We start from the raw sequence: 23,063 nt of genomic DNA on the forward strand, positions 1-23,063 counted from the left end.
GCGGAGCCCAGCTCTGGTGGTGTTGCATCCTGATCGTCCGGCACCGTGACATTGAGCGGATCGCTCTCATTGCCGGCCTCATCGACGGCGGTGACAGTCAGTTGTTCACCGGCGCCCACTGCATCGGGGGCAAGGGCAACATCATAGGTACCATTTTCTCCAATTGTCCCTGTACCGACTTCTACACCCTCAGGATCTGAGACCACAACGGTGTCACCCGGTTCTCCGGCTTCACCAAAGACGTTATAGCCGTCAACGCTGTTCCCGTCAATATCGGCGGAGCCCAACGCAGGTGCTGTCACATCTTCATCAAATGTGATTGTATCCTGACTTTGAAGACTGCTTAGAAGTGCCGCATCAATCACTGAATCCTGGATGCCAGCGCCTTGTACAGGGACTTCACCTTGGACTCCTGCAGGGTTATCTACAAGAACATCCAGATTTACCGAAGTATTTCCAATGACTTGTGCACTTGCGAGGCTGTTGGCCAAATCAATTGATCCATCTGTCAACGCACCAGAAACATTTGTTACTTCATCTGTGATTGTACCCACAATCGGAAGAAGGACTTCATTCATTACTCCATCTACTAAATCTCCAATGCCTGGTATGCTGCCAAGAAGTTCTATTTCTAAATTATTTGCTGCGGTTGATACATCGTCCAACAGACTTTGAACGGTATCCACAACTGCTGTTTCCAGGTGGTTGCCGATACCATCGCTGAATTCTACAACAATCGCACCATCTTCAGTGATTGTATAATTCACTTCATCACTGTAGTTGGTAAGGTTCTGCAACGAAGCATCGAGATTATTCAAATTATCAATGGCTGTATTTAGCTCTTCAAGACCCTCTATATTAACAAGTTCCGGTGGAATAGCATCGTTTACTCCTGAAACCAGATCATTCACCAGTCCTGTTAATGTATCCGTTAATCCGCCCACGGTATCATATAGAGCGGGTAGATCTTCCTGCAGATTAATCGGCAGTGTTTCTACCTGCACAGTGGCTGTACCACCACTATGTTCTAGCGATTGGGCCAACTCAGGTGCGTGAAACACCACAGTCCTCTCTGGACTTGCAAGCTCAACATCTGCAAGTCCCGTGCCCGTCAGACCCAGGTTAAGATTATAATAATTCGAGTTTGCAGAATCTGTAAGATTTGCATCAATATTTACATCAGTCAATAATTGTACTTCACCGAGCGAGGCTGCTTCTGCAACATTTGTCTGACCATCGGTATCCTGTATGTACGTACCGACTGGTGCAACCATAATGTTCGCAGCAACAACTGTCATGCCGATTTTCTTCAGCATTGAATGTTCTGATTTTCGTTTGAAAGCACGTTTGTAGTCAAAGTTCCTGATCGATTTTTTCTTACTTTTGTTAGACATTACTTCCCTCCTCGTGAAATTGTCAGTTCAAAATTTAAAATATTCTAATAAAAACTGACAATTTTAGAGTAACAAAAATATACAAGAAAAGAAATATATGACAGCATTTTTCCAAATTTTATTTATCGTAATGATTAAGGTATTGGATATATCCCGATATATAATGCTGGACATCATCGATTCTGACTCTGTATCCATGATGTTTGATGAAGAAACTCCCCAATACACTGCCAGGATTTTTAAAATACATCGCTACTTCTGGATAAAAATATCCCGTTCGCTGGTAATCAACTCGTTTTTCTATCGTTTTATGAAACATTTCTTCATCCAGATGCTCTCCGATAACATCCTGCATCCCTTTTTCCTTCATGAGTCTTGTCATCTTATACCCAGCCATCAGCATTTCCAGGAATGTCGGGAATGTCGTCTCTCTCTGGTAGATATATTTCAACCTCTTGGAGACGTTTTTAAGCCCAAAGACAAAATATTGTTCTTCCGGTTTCACTTTAGTGAGTTCATATGTGCAATAGCTTAACCAGTGGTCTGAATATTTCCAGTAATCGTTTTTAATGAAATGATCAAACAGTATTTCCACATATTCCAGCCATTCCGGATGTTCATCAATCTGATAAAGTCTCATCAACCCGAAAGCTGCTTCGCCATCATAGTATATGACACGCTTTTCATCTTTGATCGTCAGATCCGGGTAGTTAAGTACATGCACCGTGTCCCCGTCGCCGATCATGCGTATCGTTCCTCTGGCCAGTTTCCGGGCAACATCCATATATTCATCACTGCCGGTCATAGACATGTATTTGGTCAATGTGATAAGTGCAATTCCATTCTGACCCAGTTTAATTTCATTAATATTATTCGTATCGTCATATATATAGGCGGTATCCTTTTCTTGCGGATTGATATAGAGATAGTTGTCAAGCACATAGTCTATAGCCTGCTTTGCCTGCCTTATACCTTTTTTATCATTCAGATATTCCAGACCTTCCAACAGTGAATATGTAGTTGAAGCATGTCTCAGCACATTATAAAATCCGATTTTCTTATTGAAATGCGGAAATTTCCCATATTCATATCTGCCGTTTTCATCCATTTGATCTGATAGATACTGGGTCGCTGTTGTCACCAGACGTCTGTACTCCGATTTGTTCTGGTTGGCTGTGATTTTTCTGATGCCGTGCATATAACCGGAAGATATCAGACTGAAAACTTTTTCTCCTTCGATTAGATATCCTTTCGTATAAAATTTCTTTACATTTTTATTGGCATATTTTTTATGGAAATAAACCCCTCGGTAACCTTTATATTTTTTTAAATATGTATTAATATTCTGCTCGCTGACAAAAAGTGTCTGATGATCTTTTCCTTGTACCGGTCTCACAAAGGCATTTGCATTAACTTCTTCAGGAAGGAAAGCCATACTGTAATTCGGATCGAATGAGATTCCATACTCTACATAATTTCGCCGCGTTTCAGTCAGTTCGTCAAGAAGTTCCGGAAATTCAGTATCAATTTCAGAGACAATGAAATCCACTTTTAACCAGTGAGTTCTATGCCCCCTGCGTTCAAATTTCTTTATCTCATCCTTTATCTTTTTTAATATGTAATTATTGTTCTTTAATTTGAACACATGTGCTCTTCGATTCAAAAAGCCTAAGGATATGAACAGCCATTTTGAATCCTGATGCTCTTTCTTCTTCTTTAGGTCGTTGATCAATTCGAGCTTCATCAAGTGCACTCCCCATACAATAATATTTATACATTCAGTATACATGACTTGTGCAATAATTGGAAAAAAACAGAGAATTTTCCTTAAAAATAAAGACTTCCACCGGAAGCCCTATGCCACTATTCATTTGTACCGGACATTTGTTTTTCTCCATGCAATTCATAGAGTTTCTCCAGATGATCCTCAGCACTGCTTAAATATTTGATACTGTTCTCAATATGGACATCAAGCAATCCGCCATAATTTTCATCATTCTCATTCATCTGCTTAAATTCAATCAGTGCAAGGGAACGATTGGAAATAGCAAGATTTAAATCTGATTTCAGCCCTTCGATACTGCTTGAATATTCCGCTGATAGAAATTCGGGATTTTCAATCTCCTTCACTTCAGATTCCAGCTCAGAATATTTTTCCTGAAGGTTTTGCAGTTCTGAAGCCACATCGTCTGTGCTGACACCGTCCCCATAATACGCATGATACATAGGTACAAATGCATCATTCCACACCATTGTAATTTCTGCATGAATGTTCTCTGCGTGCTCAGTGATTTCTTCCATGTCCGAAGGACCTGCTTCGCCGTACTCAACATTTTTGATAAATGCTTTTGTTTCATTTTCCGTGGTATACACATGGCGCTCACTAGCTTCCATTTCCCCGCCGGCTCCCTGAGCGTCTGTTTCATCCAGCGGAAGGCTGTAATGATGGAGAATATATAAATTTTTAGCTTCCTTGTTAAAATCAGCCGGCTCCCCCGCCTGTTTCGCATTCTGGCTGCCGCATGCACCAAGCAGGAGCGTGACGAATACTAGACATATTCTCTTCACATCATTGGCCTCCTCTGCTGAATAATTGTCACGGTTACCGAAACATTGCTGACTCATTGTAACACAACTGTAATATTTGTAAAATAGTTATCTTTAATTCGAGATAACATTTTAAAAAATAAAAACCTCCGCATTATACGGAGGTTCATTTTACAAATCTCTGCTGTCCTTATTCAAAATAAGATAGTCCAGTTCTTCCTTGGTCAGTGCGTTAAGGTTCTTGTATTGGAAAAGGAAGAATATTCCGCCGAGTATTACCCATGCCAGCAGTGCGATATAGGACGGGGCGGTCAGTGATGCCGGTGAACCCGGGTACAGGAGCAGCACAAGGAAGACGATTGAAATGATCGTGCCCAAACCACCAAAAATGATATATGTCAGATTGTAGTTCGCTTTCTGGCTGAAGAATTTTACAGCGACCAGACTGGTGATCAGGAAGGCTACAGATACACCGGTGGACGACATATCGACAATCCAGTTGAGTGCTGTTCTGCCAAGCCATGGTGCCGCAAGACAGACGGCCATGACGAACAATACAGCAACATAAGGGGTCTTGTGATCCTTATGCACTCTGGCAAATACCGGCGGGATGAATTTCGCACGGCCAAGGGCAAAGAGCAGCCTGGATGATGACAGATAGAAGCCATTCAGACCGGTGAAAACACCAAATGAAATTGCCATTGCCAGAAGTGTCATGCCGATCGTGCCCATGGAAGTCTGTACGACTGAACCGGTAACCCACAGCGCACCGCCGACTTCACTCTGATTCGGAAAGATCCATGAAGTGATCAGGATCATCGCTACGTAAGTGATAATGGATGCAACAATACCAAACACAATCAGTTTGAATGTTTTATTCGGACTGAATTTGAATTCTTCCGCCGCCTGGGGGATATTATCAAATCCGACATACATCCATGGTGCGATCGCTACGATTAAAATGATGGATGTCCAGATGCCGCTTTCATTGTTGAACAACGGTTCTGTATTCGCCAGAGAGAATTCCCCGACATTGAATGATGTGACAAAAAGAATCGCTACCGTCAATGCCATGAACAGACAGAACAGAAATTGAATATTACCAGAAAATCCGCTGCCCTTGATACTGATATAGGCAAAAAGAATCAGTGCCAGTGATGACAGGATGACTTCCATTATATAGACATCCCAGCCGGCTATGGAATATAAATAACCGACTTCAAGGAACTCGGGCAGCACGAACTTGAACAATAAGCTGAAGGCACTGGCGTTTAGTGCGACCACACATATGTAGCCGAGCGCCAGGAACCATGAAGCGATAAAGCTGACATGCCTGCCGAATCCGGCATAGCTGAATGCAAATTCCCCGCCGGATACGGGGAATTTTTTCGTCAGTGCCCCATAGGCCACCGCGATAATCAGCATCAGGATGCCGCCGATTGTGATGCCGAGCGACGAGCCGAGTGTACCGGAAGAAATCAGCCAGTCTCCCGGCAGGATGAAGGCGCCCCATCCAATGCTTGAACCGTAGGCAATCGCCCATATGAAACGCTTGGACATCGTATTGTCCAATTCGGTCCGTTCAATTTTCTGTGTACTCTGTACCATGTGAATTATAGCTCCCCTATTATTTGATTTACATTTCACATCTTACCAGAACGGGCATGAAATATACAACATTATTGTGATAGGATAGTGTGAAAAGAGGGAGGGTGGATCTTGGGCAGAATTTTATCAGCAGCTGCAGTTATTTTAATGTTGATGGCAGTCAGTGCATGTGAAGAGGACACAGCCAGCAACGAATCGATTGAAAATATTGATACATATGGTGCCGAAGAATGGTCACAATACCGTCTGCAGCCCGATAAAAATGCAGTGATTGATACGGGAGATGCACCGCTCAGCTATATGGAGCTGGAAACTGAAGAGGAGGTCCGGGCGACACCGGTAGTGGCAGACGGAAAGTTATTTGCCGGCAACCATAATTCCGGAGATCTTATGGCTTTTGATCTGGCCACCGGTGAAAGGGTCTGGGAAAATCAAGCGCCTAACTGGGTCCATTCAGAATCCATCTACCATGAAGGCACTGTTTACGTCGGATACGGCAACAGAAACTTCAGAGAAAGTGGAATACGCGGCACTGGTGACAACGGGATCCTCGCCATCGATGCGCAAAGCGGCGAAACCCTCTGGCAGTTCGAAACCGAAGGTGAAGTCATGCCCACTCCGGCCGTTTACGAGAACCATTTGTACGTAGCTACCGGAGATACACACTTGTATAAATTAACTTTGGACGAAGGTGAACTGGTCCATCGTTATGAACTCGGCTCCGTGGTCAGTATGTCCGCGCCCAATATACATGAGGACACCCTGTATGTCGGCGGCAGTGCACCGAAACCTTATACAGAACCCTATACATTTTATGCCTACGATCTGAGGACCGATAAGATAAAATGGGAAACGCACTTGCCGGAAGTCGCCATGGGGCTTGACGACGTGCCGCCGGCAGTACATGATGGGATCGCGGTAACCACTGCGCTTGTCATCAATGCTCAGGGTGAGTCGGAACATGAAATCTATGCACTCGATACCGATACCGGCAAAGTCATCTGGCAAGATAACTGGGGCAGCGGCGCGCTCGTCCAGAACAATAAATCCGGCGCACCCATGATACACGAAGACAAAGTATTTGTCGCAAGCCCAAAGACAGAAACCTATTATGCCTACGATCTTGAGTCCGGCGAACAGCTGTGGGCATATGAAGATGAAGCTGCCAAAGCGCCGCCTGTCGCACAGGACGGTATCGTTTATTATTCAAATGCCGCCGGGGCAGTCGCAGGGATAGACATTGAATCCGGTGAAAAAGTGCGAGAAAAAGAACTGGGCGGCGCACTCGCTCCCTCCGGACCCATTATTGTGAACGATACGTTGATCGTCGGGAGTCAGGACCACAACGTCTATGTCGTTCCACTGTCAGACTTTGATGAAGTCAATGAAACATAGATAAATATTGCTTGAAAATCAGCATAAACACGAAAAGATGCCAAATCTGAAATGCAGATTTGGCACCTTTTATCCTTAATCACTCATGGTTGTATGCTAACAGGTCTATGCCGAATATAAGCGGCATCAGGAAGTACACAAATGCAACGACAAGCAGAACACCTATGATATTCAGAGCAAACCCTGCTTTTGCCATATCCTGTATGGATATTTTATTCGTACCGAATACGATGGCGTTCGGCGGTGTGCCGACCGGCAGCATAAACGCACAGTTTGCAGCCATTGCTGCAGGGGCCATCAACGTCAATGGATGGACGTCAAGTGCTATGGTAAGTCCGGCCAGCACAGGCAGAATCATTGTTGCGGTTGCTGTGTTAGACGTAATCTCAGTCAGGAATAATATACCAAGAGATACGATTGTAATAATGATAATAATGTGCACGCCCTGAACATTTGTCAGCAGATCGCCAAGCCACTGGTCTACACCTGCTTCAACAATTGCTGCTGCAATTGCCAGCCCGCCGCCGAAGAGCAGCAGGACCCCCCATGGCAATTCTTTGGAGACTGACCAGTCCAGCAGGCGTCTGGATTTACGTTTGGTCGGTATCAGGAACAAGAGCAATGCGGCCAGCATTGCGATTGCACCATCCGTAAGCATGCTGGTGAGTTCAATATTTTCCCATATGAATCCCCTGGTGATCCACATGAATGCTGCAAATCCGAAGATGATAAGTACCAGCACTTCTTCTCTGGTGATCTTTCCCAGTTTGTCCAGTTCACTTGTGATGATTTCTCGTCCCCCGGGTAATGTTTTCATACTATGTTTGAATTGGACTCTGTTCATGTAAACCCAGGCGATGCACATGAAAATCACAACGATTGGCACACCGAACAGCATCCACTGGGCGAAGCTCATCTCTATATTGAAGAATTCATTCATTTGTCCGGTCATGATAATCAGTGGCGGCGTACCGATCAGTGTTCCTAATCCGCCGATTGTACCGGCATAACCGATGCCCAGTACGAGTGATTTTTCAAACTGTCTCAGATCATTTTCCAGACCTGGTTCTGACAGTGAATTCGCTTCATTTACAATTGCCATACCGATTGGGATCATGATCATGACCGCTGCCGTGTTGCTGACGAACATGGACAGCAATCCTGTAGCGATCATAAACCCGAGCAGTATTGTTGAGGTTGTGGTGCCTATAGCTTTGATGATTGTCAGGGCAACACGGGTGTGCAGATTCCACCTTTCCATCGCCAAAGCCAGCAGAAAGCCCCCGAGGAAAAGAAAAATGATGTCGTCCCCATAGGCACTTGTCACTGTGTCACTGTTCATGACACCCCCGAGCGGGAGCAGGACCAATGGCAGAAGGGACGTTGCAGGGATTGGAATGGCTTCTGTTATCCACCAGGCAGCAATCCACAGCGTCACTCCCACAACATACACACCAGCACTGTCCAGACCTTCTGCATCTAAGAAAAGTAGTGTAAGTATGAAAAGCAAGGGACCAAGGATAAGCCCGATCAGCTGCATACGGCCATAGGAATGTTCAGGTCCTTCTTCAGGTTCAGTATTTTGCTGATGATCTTGCTCAGCACGCTTTTTAGCTTCATCAACACTAAAGAATTTTAACATTGATTTTGTCTTTTTTGATTCTCGCCATAAATTATTATATGACTTTTTAAATTTGAAACCGGTCACAAAATTAACCTCCTTACTTGATAATATTAAACAAAGTATCATGTATTCAGAGCAAATACTATATTTTAGTAAATATTCATAATTATCAGATCTTTAATTTTGAAGGACAATTCTCTTTTTATGATGAACTGTAATTTAGATCTTTTATGTTAAATACAAAAAATACACTGCTTCCGCAGTGCATTTTAATCAGGGATATATTATAAGGCTAACAAGAGGGAAAGGGATACATTATGCATGTACCGGCCTTCAGATTACTGGAGGTGTATCTGAGGCTATTTTTATAATAACAAAGATTTTTGAACATTCATTTAAGTAAATGTAAATATTGTGTAATGAAATTGTTATGAGTGGATGCTGTTATCTTAACACAGCACTGGCAATCAACCGGTCGAACGCACGCACATCAACTTTCCTGCCCAGATTGATTTTGAAATGGCCGACTTTTGTCCACAGTTCAACTTCAGCGCTGATATCAAACATTCCTTTTGCATTTTCAGTCGACCACATATCAATCGAAGCATAAGGCAATGAATATACCTCCACTTTTTTCCCCGTCACCCCTTGAGAATCACGTATAATTAGCCTGCGGCTTGTGAAGATTGCTGAGTCCCTGATCGTCTTAAATGCTTTGACCGCCTTTTCTCCATCGACCAAAAGCTCGTCAATATCATCCGGGATCTCAGTTTCAAATTGCAGTGTCCATGAGAGTATGCTGTCTGTTTCCATAATTACCTCCAATATTGTATCTCTTATTTACTCCATTATAACCATACAGGAATTGATATCAATATTTTTAAAATTGATAGAAAATTTAAAATTAAAAGTCAATTGCTTTGGATAACCCGGCATCACTTGGTATCATTAAGATGATCACAATCAAGGGAGAGGATAAAATTGACCAGAGGAGAAGCGAAACAGACTGTTTACGTCGACCAGTTTACAAACGGTATACTCGATCCCGATGAAGCAATGCATTACCATGTCAAAGATGGCGGACACATCGTTGCAAACACTGCTCCGGGCTGTTGGGGTCCGATGATCACTCCCGAATTAAAAGGCGGACATGAGGTTACCCGGCCGGTATTTGTGGAAGGTGCTGAGCCTGGAGATGCTATCGCCGTCCATATTCACTCGATCCGTGTGACCTCAACAGCTACCGCTTCCGGCAATGACGAACCAGTAGAGGGGCGCTTCAATGGCGACCCGTTCATCGCCGGCATCTGTCCGAACTGCGGGGCGAAAAACCCAAAGACCAGGGTAGAAGGCATTGGCCAGGGCGCAGTCAGATGTGCGGAGTGCGGCGAAGATGTCACCCCCTTCAAATTCACAAATGCGTATACGATGGCGTTTAATGAAAGTAAAACGATGGGCCTCACTTTGAATAAGGAGAACGCGGAAATCATCGCCAGAGAAGGCAATGAAAAAATGCGCAAGCCGGAGAACTCCATACAAAATCCGGTGGTCACCTTCGCTCCGCATGACATTCCGGGTGTGATGGCCAGAACGATCCCATTCCTGGGTCAGCTCGGTACCACCCCTTCCCGCGCATTCCCCGACTCCCACAATGCCGGTGATTTTGCACAGTTCCTGATCGACGCACCGCATGAATACAGTATGACAGAGTCACAGATTGAAGACCGGACAGACGGACATATGGACATCAACTGGGTACGTGAGGGTGTCACAGTCATCTGCCCTGTCAAAGTCGCCGGCGGGGGTGTTTATCTCGGTGATATGCATGCCATGCAGGGTAATGGTGAAATTGCCGGCCATACCACAGATGTTGCCGGCATTGTCGACCTCCAGGTCGATGTTATCAAGGATCTGAGCCTTGATGGACCAATGGTCATGCCGCTGACAGATGATCTGCCGCCGCTTGCCAAACCGTTTACAGAACGTGAGAAATCTCAGGCGTGGCAGCTGGCAGATACGTTGAATATGTCCATGCTTGAGGAGAGCTATCCGATATCATTTATCGGGACCGGTGCAGACTTGAACGAAGCCACTGACAACGGCATGGAAAGGGCCGCAACGCTTTTCGGTGTCACTGTCCCGGAAATCATGAACCGCGCTACGATCACGGGATCCATTGATATTGGCAGAAACCCGGGTGTAGTCACCGTCACCTTCCTCAGTCCAAAAGCATATATGGAAAAGGCCAAATTGCTGGCATTGGTCAAAAATATGTACGAATAATACCCGCTGATTCCAGCATATTCTTCACCGGATATGCTGGTTTTTCATTTTCATACTTTAGACCGAACACGACTTTAATGCAATCATCGAGATACTCATTTATAATAAAAATATAGTTAGTTACTTAACATAAGGGAATGAAATGAATGGAACAGTACAGAATCGATCAGCGTAAAGGACTCGAATTCGGTCTTTATACCCTGGGCGATCACCTCCCCGAACCGCATACCGGGGAAAGGATTTCCGCCCAGCAAAGACTCAATGAAATCATCGAAGCAGCTAAATTGGCCGAACAGGCAGGCCTTGACATATTCACGGTGGGCGAAAGCCATCAGGAATTCTTTACGACACAAGCCCATTCCGTTGTGCTCAGTGCAATCGCACAGGCGACTGAGAAGATCAAAATTGCGAGCTCCTCCACAATCATCAGTACACTCGACCCTGTCCGTGTATATGAGGATTTTGCAACCATCGATCTGATTTCTGACGGCAGGGCTGAAATCATCGCGGGCAGAGCTTCCCGTCTCGGCAACTTCGAACTTTTAGGTTATGACCTGCACGATTACGAAGCATTATATGAGGAAAAATTTGATCTGCTGAGACAGATCAATGACAATGAAATCATCAACTGGGAAGGACAATTCAGAAAACCGCTACGGAACGCCGAAGTACTGCCGAGACCTAAATCGGGGGCACTGCCAATTTGGAGAGCTGTCGGCGGTCCGCCTGCCAGCGCGGAAAAAGCCGGGCGCGCCGGTGTACCGATGTTCCTCGCGACACTCGGCGGCCCCGTTTCTTCATTTAAGCACTCGATTGACGTCTACAGACAGGCTGCATTTGACAATGGCCATAATCCGGATGCGCTGCCGGTCGCCACAGCCGGATTCTTCTATACTGCAGAAACCACCCAGCAGGCACAAAGGGAAGTCTATCCTAACATCAATGAGGGCATGATGCGGACAAACGGCAGAGGATTTCCAAAATCGCATTTTGCACAAGGCGCCCATCCGAGAGACGTGATGAATGTGGGCAGTCCAAATGAAATCATAGAGAAAATACTCTATCAGCATGAGGAATTCGGCCACCAGCGTTATATCGGCCAGATGGACTTCGGCGGTGTGACATTTGATCAATTAAAACGGAATATTGATATCATCGGACGGGAAATACTTCCGGCTGTCAGAAAACATACACAGAAATAGGAGCGAATACCAATGAATATCGTACTTTTAGCTGGTTCAATTGTAGGTTCAAAGACGAGAACTGCATTGGAATATGCAGAACGTTCAGCGATAAATAATTACAGTGATCATCAGATTCAGCTGATCGATCTTGCGGAACATGACCTCCAGTTCAGCGACGGCAGAAATTACCTGGATTATGAAGGAGACACTGGTTACGTGACAAAAGCGGTCATGGATGCGGACATTGTCATTATCGGCACACCGATTTTCCAAGCCTCCATTCCTGGCACTTTGAAAAACCTGTTGGACCTGCTGCCACAGGACGGCTTTAGAGATAAAACGGTCAGCATGCTCGCTACAGCCGGATCATCCAAGCACTTCATGATACCGGAACAGCATCTGAAACCGATTCTTGGCTACATGAAGGCGCAGATCGTCCAGACCTATGTCTATATAGAGGAAAGAAACTTTGCCAATAAAGAAATCATCGATGATGATGTGCGCTTCAGGATCAACCGGCTGGTTGAAGATACAGTGACGCATGCAAAAGCATATAAACAATTCCAGAAAGAAAAAGAAGCTTCTTACGGCTTCTGATACAAACAGCCCGCCTCACGGCGGGCTGTTTTCTAAGCTCTATTATAAAAATTTATAGGCCTGTGAAATTCTTAACTGTACATCTCCATCACACGCCGGAATGAATCTTTCTTCTCCTGCCAGTCATGAAGATTGCACAGAATGAGCCAGTCCTCACACTGGTATAAATCACTGTAATAATCGAGCGCTGCTTTCACTTTTTGCGGACCGCCGATGATCATGCGGCGCTTATTCTTCTCGACGGAGTCACGCTCTTTTCCTGACAGGCTGTTCATCTTTTTCTCCGCTTCCTCTGCAGGGGGCACCTGTGAATTCAGCCCCTTTTCAACATTGAGCAGCCAAACATGCTGACTCTGGGCAATGTATTCGGCGTGTGCATCGTCCGCTCCGCATACGACAAATACACATGCTTTCGCATCAGGGGCTTCCATCAATCCGGGCGTGAAGCTGTTGCGGTACGCATCGAATGACGCCTTACCCCGGTCGGGCTTGATGAAGTGACCGAACACATAACCAATCCCCAATGCCGCTGCCGTTTTGGCACTGTTTTCACCGAGTCCCAGCGAATAGAGCGCCGGTTTCCCGGCTGTTCTCGGCGCCGGCTGTATCTGGCCCTCCCGATTGATATAACCGGCCAGATCTTCAAGTTTCTGCGGATATTCTGCCACCTGGTTCGGCTTAAAATCGGCAAGCCGCTCCCTGAGGAACTCCCCGCCGCCTGGAGAACGTCCGACTCCCCCTTCTATCCGCCCCGGATACAGTGATTCAAGTTGTGAGAACTGGGCAGCTACTTTATATGCGCTGTATTGAGGCAGTAAAATCCCGCCGCTGCCGACATTTATCCGCTCTGTATTAGCGGCTGCCGCCGCCATCATGACCTCAGGTGAGCTCGACACCATCCCCCGTGTGGCATGGTGTTCGGCAAACCAATATCTTTCATAACCAAGATTCTCTGCATATTGGGCCATCTCTATCGTATGTGCGGCCGTTTCTTCCGCTGTCTTTCCTTTCGGCTGAGGCATCTGTTCCAATATACCCAGTTTCATCTATCTCATGCACCTCTGAATTCGTAAGTATTTCCCAACCCTTTGATTATAAAAACCATACCATATAAATGATCGAACTTGCGATCATCATGGTTATGAGCGACAAAGGCGTACCCACTTTTATATAATCCCTGAACGTATAACCCCCGGGGCCGTAGACAATCAGGTTGGTCTGATACCCGATCGGTGTGATAAAGCTGGCTGAACTTGCGATTGTGATCGTCACAACCAGCCCCATATAGGCGATATCCATCTGATTGGCAATCTCGAGAGCAATGGGAAACATCAGTACAGCTGCGGCTGTGTTGGTGATGAGTTCAGTAAAGATATTCGTCACGATATAAAGCAGGACGATGATGCCGATGACCCCCAGCGGTTTTGCGAAATCCATCATATTTTCAGCAACAAATTGCGCCAGTCCGGACTCCCTGACAGCCGCTCCGACACCAAATGCACTGGCGATAAGCAGAATGACATTGACTTGGACATAGCTGAACGCTTCCTCTGCGTTGATCAATCTGAATGCCATCAGCAGCACGACGGAAATCAGCATGGCTTCGAACATCGACAGGAATCCAAAAGTCACCGAACTGATCATGACCAGAAGCAGGATCAGCGACCCCCATCCCTTTATACTGTTCTGTTTCAATGGTTCCGGCGGCGTGACTGAAGTAACGACATAGAAATCCGATGAATGCATATGCCGCTCGATAAAACTCTTACTGCATAACATGAGCAGCGTATCCCCGGGTTTCATGATGATGTCGCCCACACGGCCTTTGATCCGTTCGTTATTACGGTGCACAGCGATCACACCCGCATTGTATTTCGTTCTGAAGCGGGAGGATTTCAACGACCTGGAAACCATGGACGACTGATGCGAAATGACCGCCTCGACCAATTCCATATTTTCGTCTTCATTCAGACTGTCGAGCGTCAGATCCGTACCGGTATCCACTGACACACCTTTCTTCCTCTGTAAGGAGGCAATCGTGTTAAGCGTCCCGGAGAATAAAAGGCGGTCACCTGCTCGGAGTGTCGTCGTCGGGGTTACCGGAAAGATATGTTCCGCTTCACGGATGATTTCAATGATATATATGCCGTTTAAGGAATTGGAAGTAATATCGATAATATCCTGATCCACATGTTCAAAATCCTTGCCAATCGCCGCTTCGGCTAAAAATTCCTTCGATTCCTCCCTGATCTGCGCCTTCGCACCTAATGTTTCCGGCAGCAGCTTATACCCCAATGTCAGTATATAGATCAGCCCGGCAATAGCGATGGGCACCCCCACCACCGACAACTGGAAAAATGAGTAACTCTCGAGCCCCTCACCGATCAGCAGACCGTTGACAACGAGTGTCGTAGACGTTCCGATCAGCGTGATTGTACCGCCCAATATCGTTACATAAGATAAAGGGATCAGGAACTTGGACGGAGAAATATTATTACGCAGGCACCAGTCCCTGATGATCGGCGTCAAAGTCACAACAATGGGTGTATTGTTTAAAAACCCGGAAGCCAGTGCTACAGGCGGCAGCAGCCTTATCATTGACATGCGCGGACCATTGCTTTTCTGCAGCACATTGTTGATGAAATTTTCAATAATCCCATGTTTTTGAATCGCACCGGCGACGATGAACAACAGAAGCACGGTCAGCATCCCCTCATTGGAAAAGCCGCTGAGTGCCTGTTCCGTAGAAATGACGCCGGTGAGCAAAAATACAACGAGGAAAAAGAATACGATAAAGTCCGCCCGCATGACCTCAAAAAGCAATCCGAGCAGCATCAGGACAATCATCACCGCGACAAACAGCATTTCAAAAGTCAACGTCATCCCTCCCGCTATCCTCATATTTGTTAAAATATAACACAATTTATGGATACATTGTCAGTTATTATTCTGAATCTTTTGATAAACACAGGATAATATATTCTTTCCAATGTGAAATCAGTTTTTTATTATCTCTATGATTAAAATTTTTAAAATCGGATATACTGTTTTTGTTAAATATTATTGTAATTTGTCACACTGAGGAGGATAGATATGTTCAAGTACTCAAGTTCAGAGGTTACAGAATTATTAAAAGAAAAGCAGCGGGAAGCATTACTGAATTCCCGGATGCGCTGCCTGCACCATAATATTGTAAAGAGCTACAGTGCCGGCAGAATGAGCGCTTATGTATGTACAGAGTGCGGAATGATCAGCAGAAAACGGGCAGCATTCCATCATGAAAAATATATAGACAAAGCAGCTGATGAGCCCATTTCTGGGTGATGCCGTTAATTTCATCTATAATATTGTATAGATACTAAAATGAAAAGAGGTATTATAATGATTATATACGATATTAATGTAAGAAAAGCAAGCGGTGAATCCTACGATTTAAGCCAGTATGAAGGAAAGCCGATGCTTATCACCAACACTGCGAGCAAATGCGGATTGGCCGGACAATACGATGAACTGGAAGCACTCCACCAGGAATATAAAGATCAGGGGCTGGTGGTACTCGGGTTCCCTTCTAACCAGTTTAACAATCAGGAGCCGGGCAGCAATGAAGATGCCGAAAACGCCTGCCGCGTGAACCACGGTGTCACATTCGACATCCATGAAATCAAGGATGTGAATGGTGATGACGCCCATCCATTATTCAAACACTTAACATCGGAAACGGGCGGTACATTTGGAGACAAGATCAAATGGAACTTCACCAAATTCCTCGTGGACAAAGATGGCAATGTCATCTCACGGGTCGCACCGACCACATCACCGCTGAAGATGAAAGAAGATATAGAAAAAGTACTCTAGACATTGTGCCTTGCCGGAAAATAACTTCCCCAATGGTTTTTACTTTACTTTAAAACAAAATGGTATTATATTGTGTGCTACATCATAAATTAATGATGTAGCACATTTTACCTCCCCCTAAATATGACTCGGCTGCAGCTGTTACAGGTGCGGCCGGGGATATACATAATCGTTTATCGAAGAAGCCCCGCAATCCGGTGATTGCGGGGCCGTCTGCATTACGTGCCGCAAAATGTCTGATGGACGACTTCCTCCGCTTTCGGCGGATTTTTGTAAATATCGTCATGATTATCTTCAAACGGGCGTTTCAATACTTCGTTCAAATTGTGGAAATAGCTGTAATCCCCATGATGCATGGCTTCATTCAATGCCTCTTCAACCAGATGATTCCTTGGAATCACTGCCGGATTTACGGATTTCATCAGTTCGAAAGCATCTTCTTTTGAAACATTCTGTCTCTCCAGTTTCTGCTGCCATTTCGCATACCATGCTTCAAACCCTTCCTGCCTGAACAGCTCGGATTCTTCTATCCTGTCGAGCGACAGCAGTCTGAATGTCTCTGTATAATCCGCCTCGTGCTCAACCATCAGGTTAAGCAGCTCTTCAGCAAATTCACCGTCATCTTCACCTGCTTCAATAATCCCAAGCTTTTCTCTCATGCCGGAAAGAAAGTGGGATTCATACAGTTTGCCGAACCTGGACAGTGCTTCCTGCGCCAGTTCCTTTGCGGTCTCCTTATCTTCATGGAGGAGATCAAGCAGTGTCTCGGCAAACCTGGCGAGATTCCACTGGCCGATTCCCGGCTGGTTTTGAAACTGGTATCTGCCGCCCACATCCACTGAACTGAATTTCGTCGCCGGATGGTATTCATCCATGAATGCACACGGACCGTAATCAATCGTTTCACCACTGATGGCCATGTTATCTGAATTCATCACTCCATGGATAAAGCCAACCAGCATCCATTTGGAAATCAATGATGCCTGTTTGTCCACGACCGCATGCAGAAACTGCAGATACTTTTCATCCTCCGGCAGTTCTTTCAATTCAGGATAATGACGTTCTATCGCATAGTCCGCTAAAACTTTATGGTCATTCTCCCCTTCGGCACGCACCGCATATTCAAAAGTGCCGACACGCAGATGACTTGAAGCGACGCGTGTCAAAATGCCGCCGGGCAGCATTTCTTCACGGGTCACGGCTTCCCCAGTCGTCACAACAGCCAAGCTTCTCGATGTTGGAATTTCCAGTGCGTGCAGTGCCTCGCTAATGATATATTCCCTCAGCATCGGGCCGATCGGGGCCCGCCCGTCACCCATCCTGGAAAATGCCGTCTGCCCCGCGCCTTTCAGCTGGATATCATATCTTCCGCCGTCCGGGGTCATCTGTTCGCCGATCAATACCGCACGTCCGTCACCAAGCATGGTAAAACTTCCAAACTGGTGACCCGCATACGCCTGCGCAATCTGCGCACTGCCGTCAGGCCATTGATTGCCGGAGAATATATGTGCACCTTCGGTGGAATTCAACGCGTCATGATTCAAACCCAATTTTTTCGCTAAATCATCATTAAACGCAACCAAATTCGGGAAATCTACAGGTGTAGCCGCTGCACTCTGATAGAAACTATTGGGGAGATCCTTGTAAGTGTTGTTGAAATTGAAGCCAAATTCGTTCATCTAATCCCTTCCTTCATTAGGGTAGTCATTGCATTTTAACATTGATCCGCCCCAACGCCCTAACGAATCGTTTTTTAAAACCAATTGTTTGATTAAAAAATTTTATTCCATTAATCTGGAATTGTTGGAAATCATAGTTTATTAAAAAAGAAAGAGGTATTTAGAATGACAGAGGTCAAATTAGGCAAATCAGATTTATATGTGAACCCGATCGGTCTTGGTACCAATGCAGTCGGCGGTCACAACCTGTATCCGAATCTGGATGAGGCGGCCGGCAAAAGCCTGGTACGGACCGCCTTCGAGAATGGCATCACGATGATCGATACCGCTTATATGTATGGGAAAGGCCGTTCCGAAGCGCTGGTGGGAGAGGTGATCAACGCCTACGATAAACGGGAGGATGTTGTTCTGGCGACGAAAATTTCACCTGTTTTCGACGGCGAGGATGTGACGAACAATAACGAACCGTCATTCCTGAAAGAAGAAGTGGATAAAGCGCTGGAAAGACTCGGTACGGATTATATCGATCTGGTATATATCCATTATCCGGATGAAGATACACCGAAAGATCAGGCAGTCGCTGCCCTGAAAGACTTAAAAGATGAAGGCAAAATCCGTGCCATCGGCATCTCCAACTTCTCACTCGAACAGTTGAAAGAAGCCAACAAAGACGGCGACGTTGATGTGTATCAGGGCGAATACAACTTGTTGAACAGAGAAGCTGAGGAAGAGCTCTTCCCATATTTGAAAGAACAGAATATTTCATTCATCCCGTTCTTCCCGCTGGCTTCAGGACTGCTGACAGGCAAGTTTTCAAAAGACGATACATTCGATGACCTGCGCCAGGGACTTCCTGCGTTTCAGGGAGATCAATTCGCAGCCAATATCGACAAAGTAGAACAGCTGCGCCCAATAGCAGAATACAAAGATGTGGAAATCGCACACCTCGTGCTCAACTGGTATTTGACCCGCGACGTCATCGATACGATCATACCTGGTGCCAAAGACGGTGAACAGGTCCTGAATAATTTGAAGGCACTGGACATCGAACTGACGACAGAAGAAGTATATGAAATTGATAATATATTCAATGATGAAGAATAAGTCAGTTGAATCCCCCTCTGTGTGAGGGGGATTTTACATATTCAGGGACCTTTGATGTCTCAATACCATTAGGCGGCGTTGTCTCGGCCTCATCAACACCTCAAACATGCCTTCTTAAATACTTTCGTAAAATAATATAGTCATGCTTAAAGCCAAATTCAAAAGTTTTAAAATGGAACTGGTGAATGATTATACTTTACCATGATATAATCGCTTATTATGCACTGATGAAGTATACAGGAGATGAGAATTTTATCATGAAGAAATTGAGAAACACCCTCCCTCACGAACTGCCACTCTGGCTGATCTACCCTATTCTGATGCTTTGTGTTGTCATTTGGGGCAGCAACTTCATCATCGGGAAAATACTCTTGGATCATTTTGATCCATACAGCATTACCGTCATCCGTCTTATTGCCATTAATATATTCCTATGGGTTTTTTCCTCGAGATACTTCACAATGCCGAAAGTACCGTGGAAGGTATGGGGCATACTCGTTATCTCCGGCATCATTGGTATTGCAGGAAACCAGTACACATTTTTTCTGGGTCTTGTGACTGCGAATCCTGTCACTTCTGCCCTCATCCTGGCATTGGCACCGATTACGACGGCGATTCTCACTCTATTTATATTCAATGAAAAACGAGGGGTGAAATTTTGGACGGGCGCGGTTCTGGCATTCGCAGGTGTCACTCTGAGCACGGTAGACGGCGGCTCGATCGTGTTTGGCATCGGTGAATCAGTGATCATACTGACAATGCTGACATTTGCAATTTTCATGGTTCTGATTCAATGGCTTTCCAAATACCTCAATGCGATCCAGATTACGCTGCTGACCAACATATTTGGTTTGCTGGTCATGATTCCTTTCCTGCCTGCAGCAAATCTTGAAATGCTGAGAAGTGCAAATCTTTCAATGTGGCTGCTGCTCATCATCAGCGGCATTATCGTTCATGGGCTGAGCAACATGATTTGGAATAAGGAAATGCCCAAGGTCGGTGCGGCAAATGCTTCATTGCTGATGAATATGGAACCATTTGTCGCGATGATCGGCGCTGTACTTGTGCTGGGAACTTCCATACTGATTACGGAAATACTGGGTGCGATTCTTATCGTGCTGGGCGTCACCCTGTCACTGTACAGACAAAGACAAAATAAGAGCGAAAAGATATATGAGAAATAAAAACCCGGGCGCATCTCCTATAAGATCCGTCCGGGTCGATTTTACTTCACACCGGCAATGATCTGTATCTCCACCGGTGCTTCATTCGGCAGTGAACTGACGCCGATGGTTGTCCGGCTGGCCAACCCTTTGTCTCCGAGTGCGTCAACGAGGTATTCCATGGCAAAATCCGCCAGTTCGGTATGCTTGTTAAATCGCTGTTCTGCCTGGATATAGACATTGATGTTAATGATTTGGGCGATTTCTTCGTTGTCTGCAAGCTGGCCTTCGACTGCTGATAATGCGTTGGCGGTAGCCTGCTGGACAACCTGTTTATAACCGATCAGGGGATTGCTTGCCATGATTTTGCCGGTCTTTATCAGTTTGCCGTTTACTTCTGAAGTAATTCCGGATGTATGGATAATGTTGTCAAAACGTGTCGCAAGTACATAATTGCCTGCCGGTGTAAGTTTACCTCTTATGATTTCTGTCATTTTCGATACCTCTCTAATAGTGTAGTCACTCTTTTTATCGCGGATACTGCCTTATCATGATCCTGAGAGAAGTTTATCCTGAAGCTGTTTGTGAACTGTGCACCGAATTCTGTACCCGGTGTAACGGTGACACCTGCCTGGATCCTTAATATTTTGGCGAATTCCACGATGGATACTTTTAGCTCCGGGAGTTTTGGAAACAAGTAGCTGCCGGCTTCTGTCGGTCTGACTTGGACACCTTCTGCCATTCTCAGGATTTTAATGAGATCGTCCCGGATATTCTGATGTGCCTGGATTCTTGCAGCCATCCAGCCTTCCGGTTCACTGAACCATTGTTTCAAGACTGCCTGGTTATAACCGCTGGCACGCAATGATACGATGGCCTGCAGCTGTTCCATACGATCGATGATCGTTTTTGAACCGAAAGCAATACCGAGCCGGTAGCCGCTCAATGATTCGGTTTTAGAGGGGCCGATGACCGAAATGATCGCCTCAGGGTCCATTGATGGCTCTGCGGCCAGATGATGATAGTCACGCCCGTCGAACACCTGCCTGCTGTAGAGTTCATCGGCAATGACCGTGACACCATATCTCCCGGCCAGTTCTGCAATCCCTTCAATCTCTTCCTTAGAATAAATACTGCCGGTCGGGTTATTCGGATTGGAGAATATGAATAGTTTCACACCGCTTTTAAACGATGCTTCCAATCCGTCAAGATCAAGACCGGCCCCTTTCTCCGTCTCATGATAATTGAGTTCTACAGGGATCGGTTCCGCTTCGAAGAACTCAATCATTTTACGGTTGTCAAAGTAATCCGGCTGGATGATGGTTGCTTTGTCACCGGCAGCGATCATTGAGCCCACCGCCAGAAACAGCGCGCCTTGAGTTCCTGGGGTGATAATAATATTTTCTTCCGGGTCGATGCTGACACCGGCAAAATCACTGATTTTCTCCGCTGTCTCCTTTCGGATGCTGGCAGCACCGCGGTACTCTGTGTACGCCTGGCTGTTGCCGGCTTTAGTCACCCCTTCTGTGAATTGGGCCAACGACCCTGGAATCGGTGCGTGTGCGTCGACATCACCATGGGAGAAATCCACCGGCGCCCCTTCCAGCTGTCCGCCGATCACCTCTATACCGTCAGACTGCTGTCTGTCTTCCTGCCCGGGTGCATTCTCAACACCGAGCTTTGAAAATTTTTCTTCAATATTCATTGTCATCCCCTATTTTCTTTACTAATTGTATCTATTCAGCACTGCTTGTTCCATCTGCATCCATTTTAATATAAAAAACCGGTTTCATAAATCGATATATCCAGCATTGAGCCAAAAATCTGAGAGCATCCCCAATCACGTGACGGCCATCAATTCTGCTATTTATCCTTATTCTTGAACCTGCGTATCAGGTATACCAGTATGACAATCACACTGATGGTGAGTATCGCCAATGGAACGACGACCACAATCACCCGGTTCAACGGGGTATCCGGCAGGGGCTGTTCACCAGCGGCTGTGTTCAGGATGAGTGTACCCGCCGTCGGTGACAACATCAGGGCCCATGTACTCAATAATAGGAATAGATTCATAACCAATTCTCCTTTTTGTCAAACTGCAGGTAATAAAAAGACCGAAGTGTCCATCGCTTCACGACTTCACCTCAGTCAACTGCTATTCATGGACTGTCATGGGTCACATACGTACCGGCAATCAGATCATGGATGGCCCGCTTATCTTCTCTCAGCCCAACCATGAAGACAGATACAATCACCAACAGCCCTAGTGTCAGGCCATATGCCAGCCCAGCGACGAATTCTCTCATGATCATTGTCAATAATGAAACTTGCGAACCGTTCTTATGCACGATACGGATGCTGAACACACGCTTGCCGACGGTGTAGCCCAGCCACAGTACCGGTACAATGATGAAATACAATAATGAAATGAGTGACTCTGAGAACTGAACGGCTCTGGACTGTGTATCCAGGCTAAACACCGTCAGCACCACAGCAATAATGATTCCAATCATTAAAGCATCAATAATCCTCGACCCAAAACGAATCCAAAAACCTGCTGGATTGCTCATGTTCTTCGTCCTCCATTTTACGCGTTTGTTTGTATTGTATCATTTTCTAAGTACTAT

Annotated in this window: 21 protein-coding genes; 8 read left to right on the forward strand and 13 right to left on the reverse strand. The window is 45.7% G+C overall.

The annotated features are described in order from the left end of the window. The 4 genes from G343_RS14575 to G343_RS0110375 all read right to left on the reverse strand — a co-directional run. Positions 1-1,394 (reverse strand): adhesive domain-containing protein (locus G343_RS14575; protein WP_020008078.1); only part of this gene is annotated, 1,394 nt, incomplete at its 3' end. Between the two features lie 118 nt (positions 1,395-1,512). Continuing rightward, on the reverse strand, positions 1,513-3,138 hold the full coding sequence (locus tag G343_RS0110365; RefSeq protein WP_020008079.1) for a hypothetical protein: 1,626 nt from the start codon (positions 3,136-3,138) through the stop codon (positions 1,513-1,515). A gap of 119 nt (positions 3,139-3,257) precedes the next feature. Then, positions 3,258-3,962, reverse strand: coding sequence for a hypothetical protein (locus tag G343_RS0110370; protein ID WP_020008080.1), 705 nt, complete (start codon positions 3,960-3,962; stop codon positions 3,258-3,260). Positions 3,963-4,112: 150 nt separating this feature from the next. Continuing rightward, entirely contained in the window at positions 4,113-5,549 is a 1,437-nt protein-coding gene (locus tag G343_RS0110375; protein WP_020008081.1) for an APC family permease, read from the reverse strand. A 111-nt stretch (positions 5,550-5,660) separates the two neighbouring features. Between G343_RS0110375 and G343_RS0110380 the strand changes: the two genes are divergently transcribed. Continuing rightward, positions 5,661-6,944 (forward strand): outer membrane protein assembly factor BamB family protein, encoded by a 1,284-nt coding sequence (locus G343_RS0110380; RefSeq protein ID WP_020008082.1) that lies wholly within the window; start codon positions 5,661-5,663, stop codon positions 6,942-6,944. A gap of 79 nt (positions 6,945-7,023) precedes the next feature. Here G343_RS0110380 and G343_RS14580 read toward each other — a convergent pair whose 3' ends face one another. Both G343_RS14580 and G343_RS0110390 read right to left on the reverse strand, forming a co-directional pair. Then, positions 7,024-8,586, reverse strand: a complete 1,563-nt coding sequence (locus tag G343_RS14580; protein ID WP_083931392.1) for an SLC13 family permease — start codon at positions 8,584-8,586, stop codon at positions 7,024-7,026. Between the two features lie 426 nt (positions 8,587-9,012). Continuing rightward, entirely contained in the window at positions 9,013-9,381 is a 369-nt protein-coding gene (locus tag G343_RS0110390) for a PH domain-containing protein (protein ID WP_020008084.1), read from the reverse strand. Positions 9,382-9,549: 168 nt separating this feature from the next. Here G343_RS0110390 and G343_RS0110395 point away from each other — a divergent pair, with 168 nt between their 5' ends. The 3 genes from G343_RS0110395 (at position 9,550) to G343_RS0110405 (ending at position 12,632) form a co-directional block, all read left to right on the forward strand. Then, positions 9,550-10,851, forward strand: coding sequence for an acetamidase/formamidase family protein (locus tag G343_RS0110395; protein ID WP_020008085.1), 1,302 nt, complete (start codon positions 9,550-9,552; stop codon positions 10,849-10,851). A gap of 146 nt (positions 10,852-10,997) precedes the next feature. Next, positions 10,998-12,053 (forward strand): LLM class flavin-dependent oxidoreductase, encoded by a 1,056-nt coding sequence (locus G343_RS0110400; RefSeq protein WP_020008086.1) that lies wholly within the window; start codon positions 10,998-11,000, stop codon positions 12,051-12,053. Positions 12,054-12,065: 12 nt separating this feature from the next. Then, the gene (locus G343_RS0110405) at positions 12,066-12,632 is read left to right on the forward strand and encodes an NADPH-dependent FMN reductase (protein ID WP_020008087.1); all 567 of its coding nucleotides are present in this window, start codon (positions 12,066-12,068) and stop codon (positions 12,630-12,632) included. 71 nt (positions 12,633-12,703) lie between these two features. On the opposite strand, the gene G343_RS0110410 is transcribed toward G343_RS0110405, so the two are convergent. Beyond that, positions 12,704-13,678, reverse strand: a complete 975-nt coding sequence (locus G343_RS0110410) for an MsnO8 family LLM class oxidoreductase (protein ID WP_020008088.1) — start codon at positions 13,676-13,678, stop codon at positions 12,704-12,706. A 46-nt stretch (positions 13,679-13,724) separates the two neighbouring features. After that, positions 13,725-15,509: an SLC13 family permease gene (locus G343_RS0110415; protein ID WP_020008089.1), complete on the reverse strand. Its 1,785-nt coding sequence runs from the start codon at positions 15,507-15,509 to the stop codon at positions 13,725-13,727. Positions 15,510-15,725: 216 nt separating this feature from the next. Here G343_RS0110415 and G343_RS0110420 point away from each other — a divergent pair, with 216 nt between their 5' ends. Continuing rightward, complete coding sequence (locus tag G343_RS0110420; protein ID WP_020008090.1) at positions 15,726-15,956, forward strand: hypothetical protein; 231 nt, start codon at positions 15,726-15,728, stop codon at positions 15,954-15,956. Positions 15,957-16,013: 57 nt separating this feature from the next. Then, positions 16,014-16,487 (forward strand): glutathione peroxidase, encoded by a 474-nt coding sequence (locus tag G343_RS0110425; protein WP_020008091.1) that lies wholly within the window; start codon positions 16,014-16,016, stop codon positions 16,485-16,487. Between the two features lie 218 nt (positions 16,488-16,705). Here the strand turns inward: G343_RS0110425 and G343_RS0110430 are convergent, their stop codons facing one another. Further along, positions 16,706-18,166, reverse strand: coding sequence for a protein adenylyltransferase SelO (locus tag G343_RS0110430; protein WP_020008092.1), 1,461 nt, complete (start codon positions 18,164-18,166; stop codon positions 16,706-16,708). 165 nt (positions 18,167-18,331) lie between these two features. On the opposite strand from G343_RS0110430, the gene G343_RS0110435 reads away from it, so the two are divergent. Continuing rightward, entirely contained in the window at positions 18,332-19,270 is a 939-nt protein-coding gene (locus G343_RS0110435) for an aldo/keto reductase (protein WP_020008093.1), read from the forward strand. A 185-nt stretch (positions 19,271-19,455) separates the two neighbouring features. Beyond that, positions 19,456-20,454 (forward strand): DMT family transporter, encoded by a 999-nt coding sequence (locus G343_RS0110440; protein ID WP_020008094.1) that lies wholly within the window; start codon positions 19,456-19,458, stop codon positions 20,452-20,454. A 41-nt stretch (positions 20,455-20,495) separates the two neighbouring features. Here G343_RS0110440 and G343_RS0110445 read toward each other — a convergent pair whose 3' ends face one another. The 4 genes from G343_RS0110445 to G343_RS0110460 form a co-directional block, all read right to left on the reverse strand. After that, the gene (locus G343_RS0110445) at positions 20,496-20,927 is read right to left on the reverse strand and encodes a RidA family protein (RefSeq protein WP_020008095.1); all 432 of its coding nucleotides are present in this window, start codon (positions 20,925-20,927) and stop codon (positions 20,496-20,498) included. Continuing rightward, the gene (locus G343_RS0110450; protein WP_020008096.1) at positions 20,924-22,138 is read right to left on the reverse strand and encodes a pyridoxal phosphate-dependent aminotransferase; all 1,215 of its coding nucleotides are present in this window, start codon (positions 22,136-22,138) and stop codon (positions 20,924-20,926) included. The genes G343_RS0110445 and G343_RS0110450 overlap by 4 nt, the downstream gene beginning before the upstream one ends. A gap of 158 nt (positions 22,139-22,296) precedes the next feature. After that, complete coding sequence (locus G343_RS0110455) at positions 22,297-22,509, reverse strand: hypothetical protein (RefSeq protein ID WP_020008097.1); 213 nt, start codon at positions 22,507-22,509, stop codon at positions 22,297-22,299. Between the two features lie 86 nt (positions 22,510-22,595). Continuing rightward, positions 22,596-23,006, reverse strand: a complete 411-nt coding sequence (locus G343_RS0110460) for an RDD family protein (RefSeq protein ID WP_020008098.1) — start codon at positions 23,004-23,006, stop codon at positions 22,596-22,598. Positions 23,007-23,063 lie beyond the last annotated feature (57 nt).

Source organism: Salinicoccus albus DSM 19776 (assembly GCF_000385175.1).
GTDB classification, from domain to species: Bacteria; Bacillota; Bacilli; order Staphylococcales; family Salinicoccaceae; genus Salinicoccus; species Salinicoccus albus.

Bases quoted from the DNA above. Each gene is read 5' to 3' on its own strand.
- G343_RS0110420 (WP_020008090.1), top strand. From the start codon at position 15,726: ATGTTCAAGTACTCAAGTTCAGAGGTTACAGAATTATTAAAAGAAAAG.
- G343_RS0110455 (WP_020008097.1), bottom strand. From the start codon at position 22,509: ATGAATCTATTCCTATTATTGAGTACATGGGCCCTGATGTTGTCACCG.
- G343_RS0110400 (WP_020008086.1), top strand. From the start codon at position 10,998: ATGGAACAGTACAGAATCGATCAGCGTAAAGGACTCGAATTCGGTCTT.
- G343_RS0110435 (WP_020008093.1), top strand. From the start codon at position 18,332: ATGACAGAGGTCAAATTAGGCAAATCAGATTTATATGTGAACCCGATC.
- G343_RS0110410 (WP_020008088.1), bottom strand. From the start codon at position 13,678: ATGAAACTGGGTATATTGGAACAGATGCCTCAGCCGAAAGGAAAGACA.
- G343_RS0110440 (WP_020008094.1), top strand. From the start codon at position 19,456: ATGATTATACTTTACCATGATATAATCGCTTATTATGCACTGATGAAG.
- G343_RS0110450 (WP_020008096.1), bottom strand. From the start codon at position 22,138: ATGAATATTGAAGAAAAATTTTCAAAGCTCGGTGTTGAGAATGCACCC.
- G343_RS0110460 (WP_020008098.1), bottom strand. From the start codon at position 23,006: ATGAGCAATCCAGCAGGTTTTTGGATTCGTTTTGGGTCGAGGATTATT.
- G343_RS0110405 (WP_020008087.1), top strand. From the start codon at position 12,066: ATGAATATCGTACTTTTAGCTGGTTCAATTGTAGGTTCAAAGACGAGA.
- G343_RS0110425 (WP_020008091.1), top strand. From the start codon at position 16,014: ATGATTATATACGATATTAATGTAAGAAAAGCAAGCGGTGAATCCTAC.
- G343_RS14580 (WP_083931392.1), bottom strand. From the start codon at position 8,586: ATGTTAAAATTCTTTAGTGTTGATGAAGCTAAAAAGCGTGCTGAGCAA.
- G343_RS0110430 (WP_020008092.1), bottom strand. From the start codon at position 18,166: ATGAACGAATTTGGCTTCAATTTCAACAACACTTACAAGGATCTCCCC.
- G343_RS0110390 (WP_020008084.1), bottom strand. From the start codon at position 9,381: ATGGAAACAGACAGCATACTCTCATGGACACTGCAATTTGAAACTGAG.
- G343_RS0110375 (WP_020008081.1), bottom strand. From the start codon at position 5,549: ATGGTACAGAGTACACAGAAAATTGAACGGACCGAATTGGACAATACG.
- G343_RS0110365 (WP_020008079.1), bottom strand. From the start codon at position 3,138: ATGAAGCTCGAATTGATCAACGACCTAAAGAAGAAGAAAGAGCATCAG.
- G343_RS0110445 (WP_020008095.1), bottom strand. From the start codon at position 20,927: ATGACAGAAATCATAAGAGGTAAACTTACACCGGCAGGCAATTATGTA.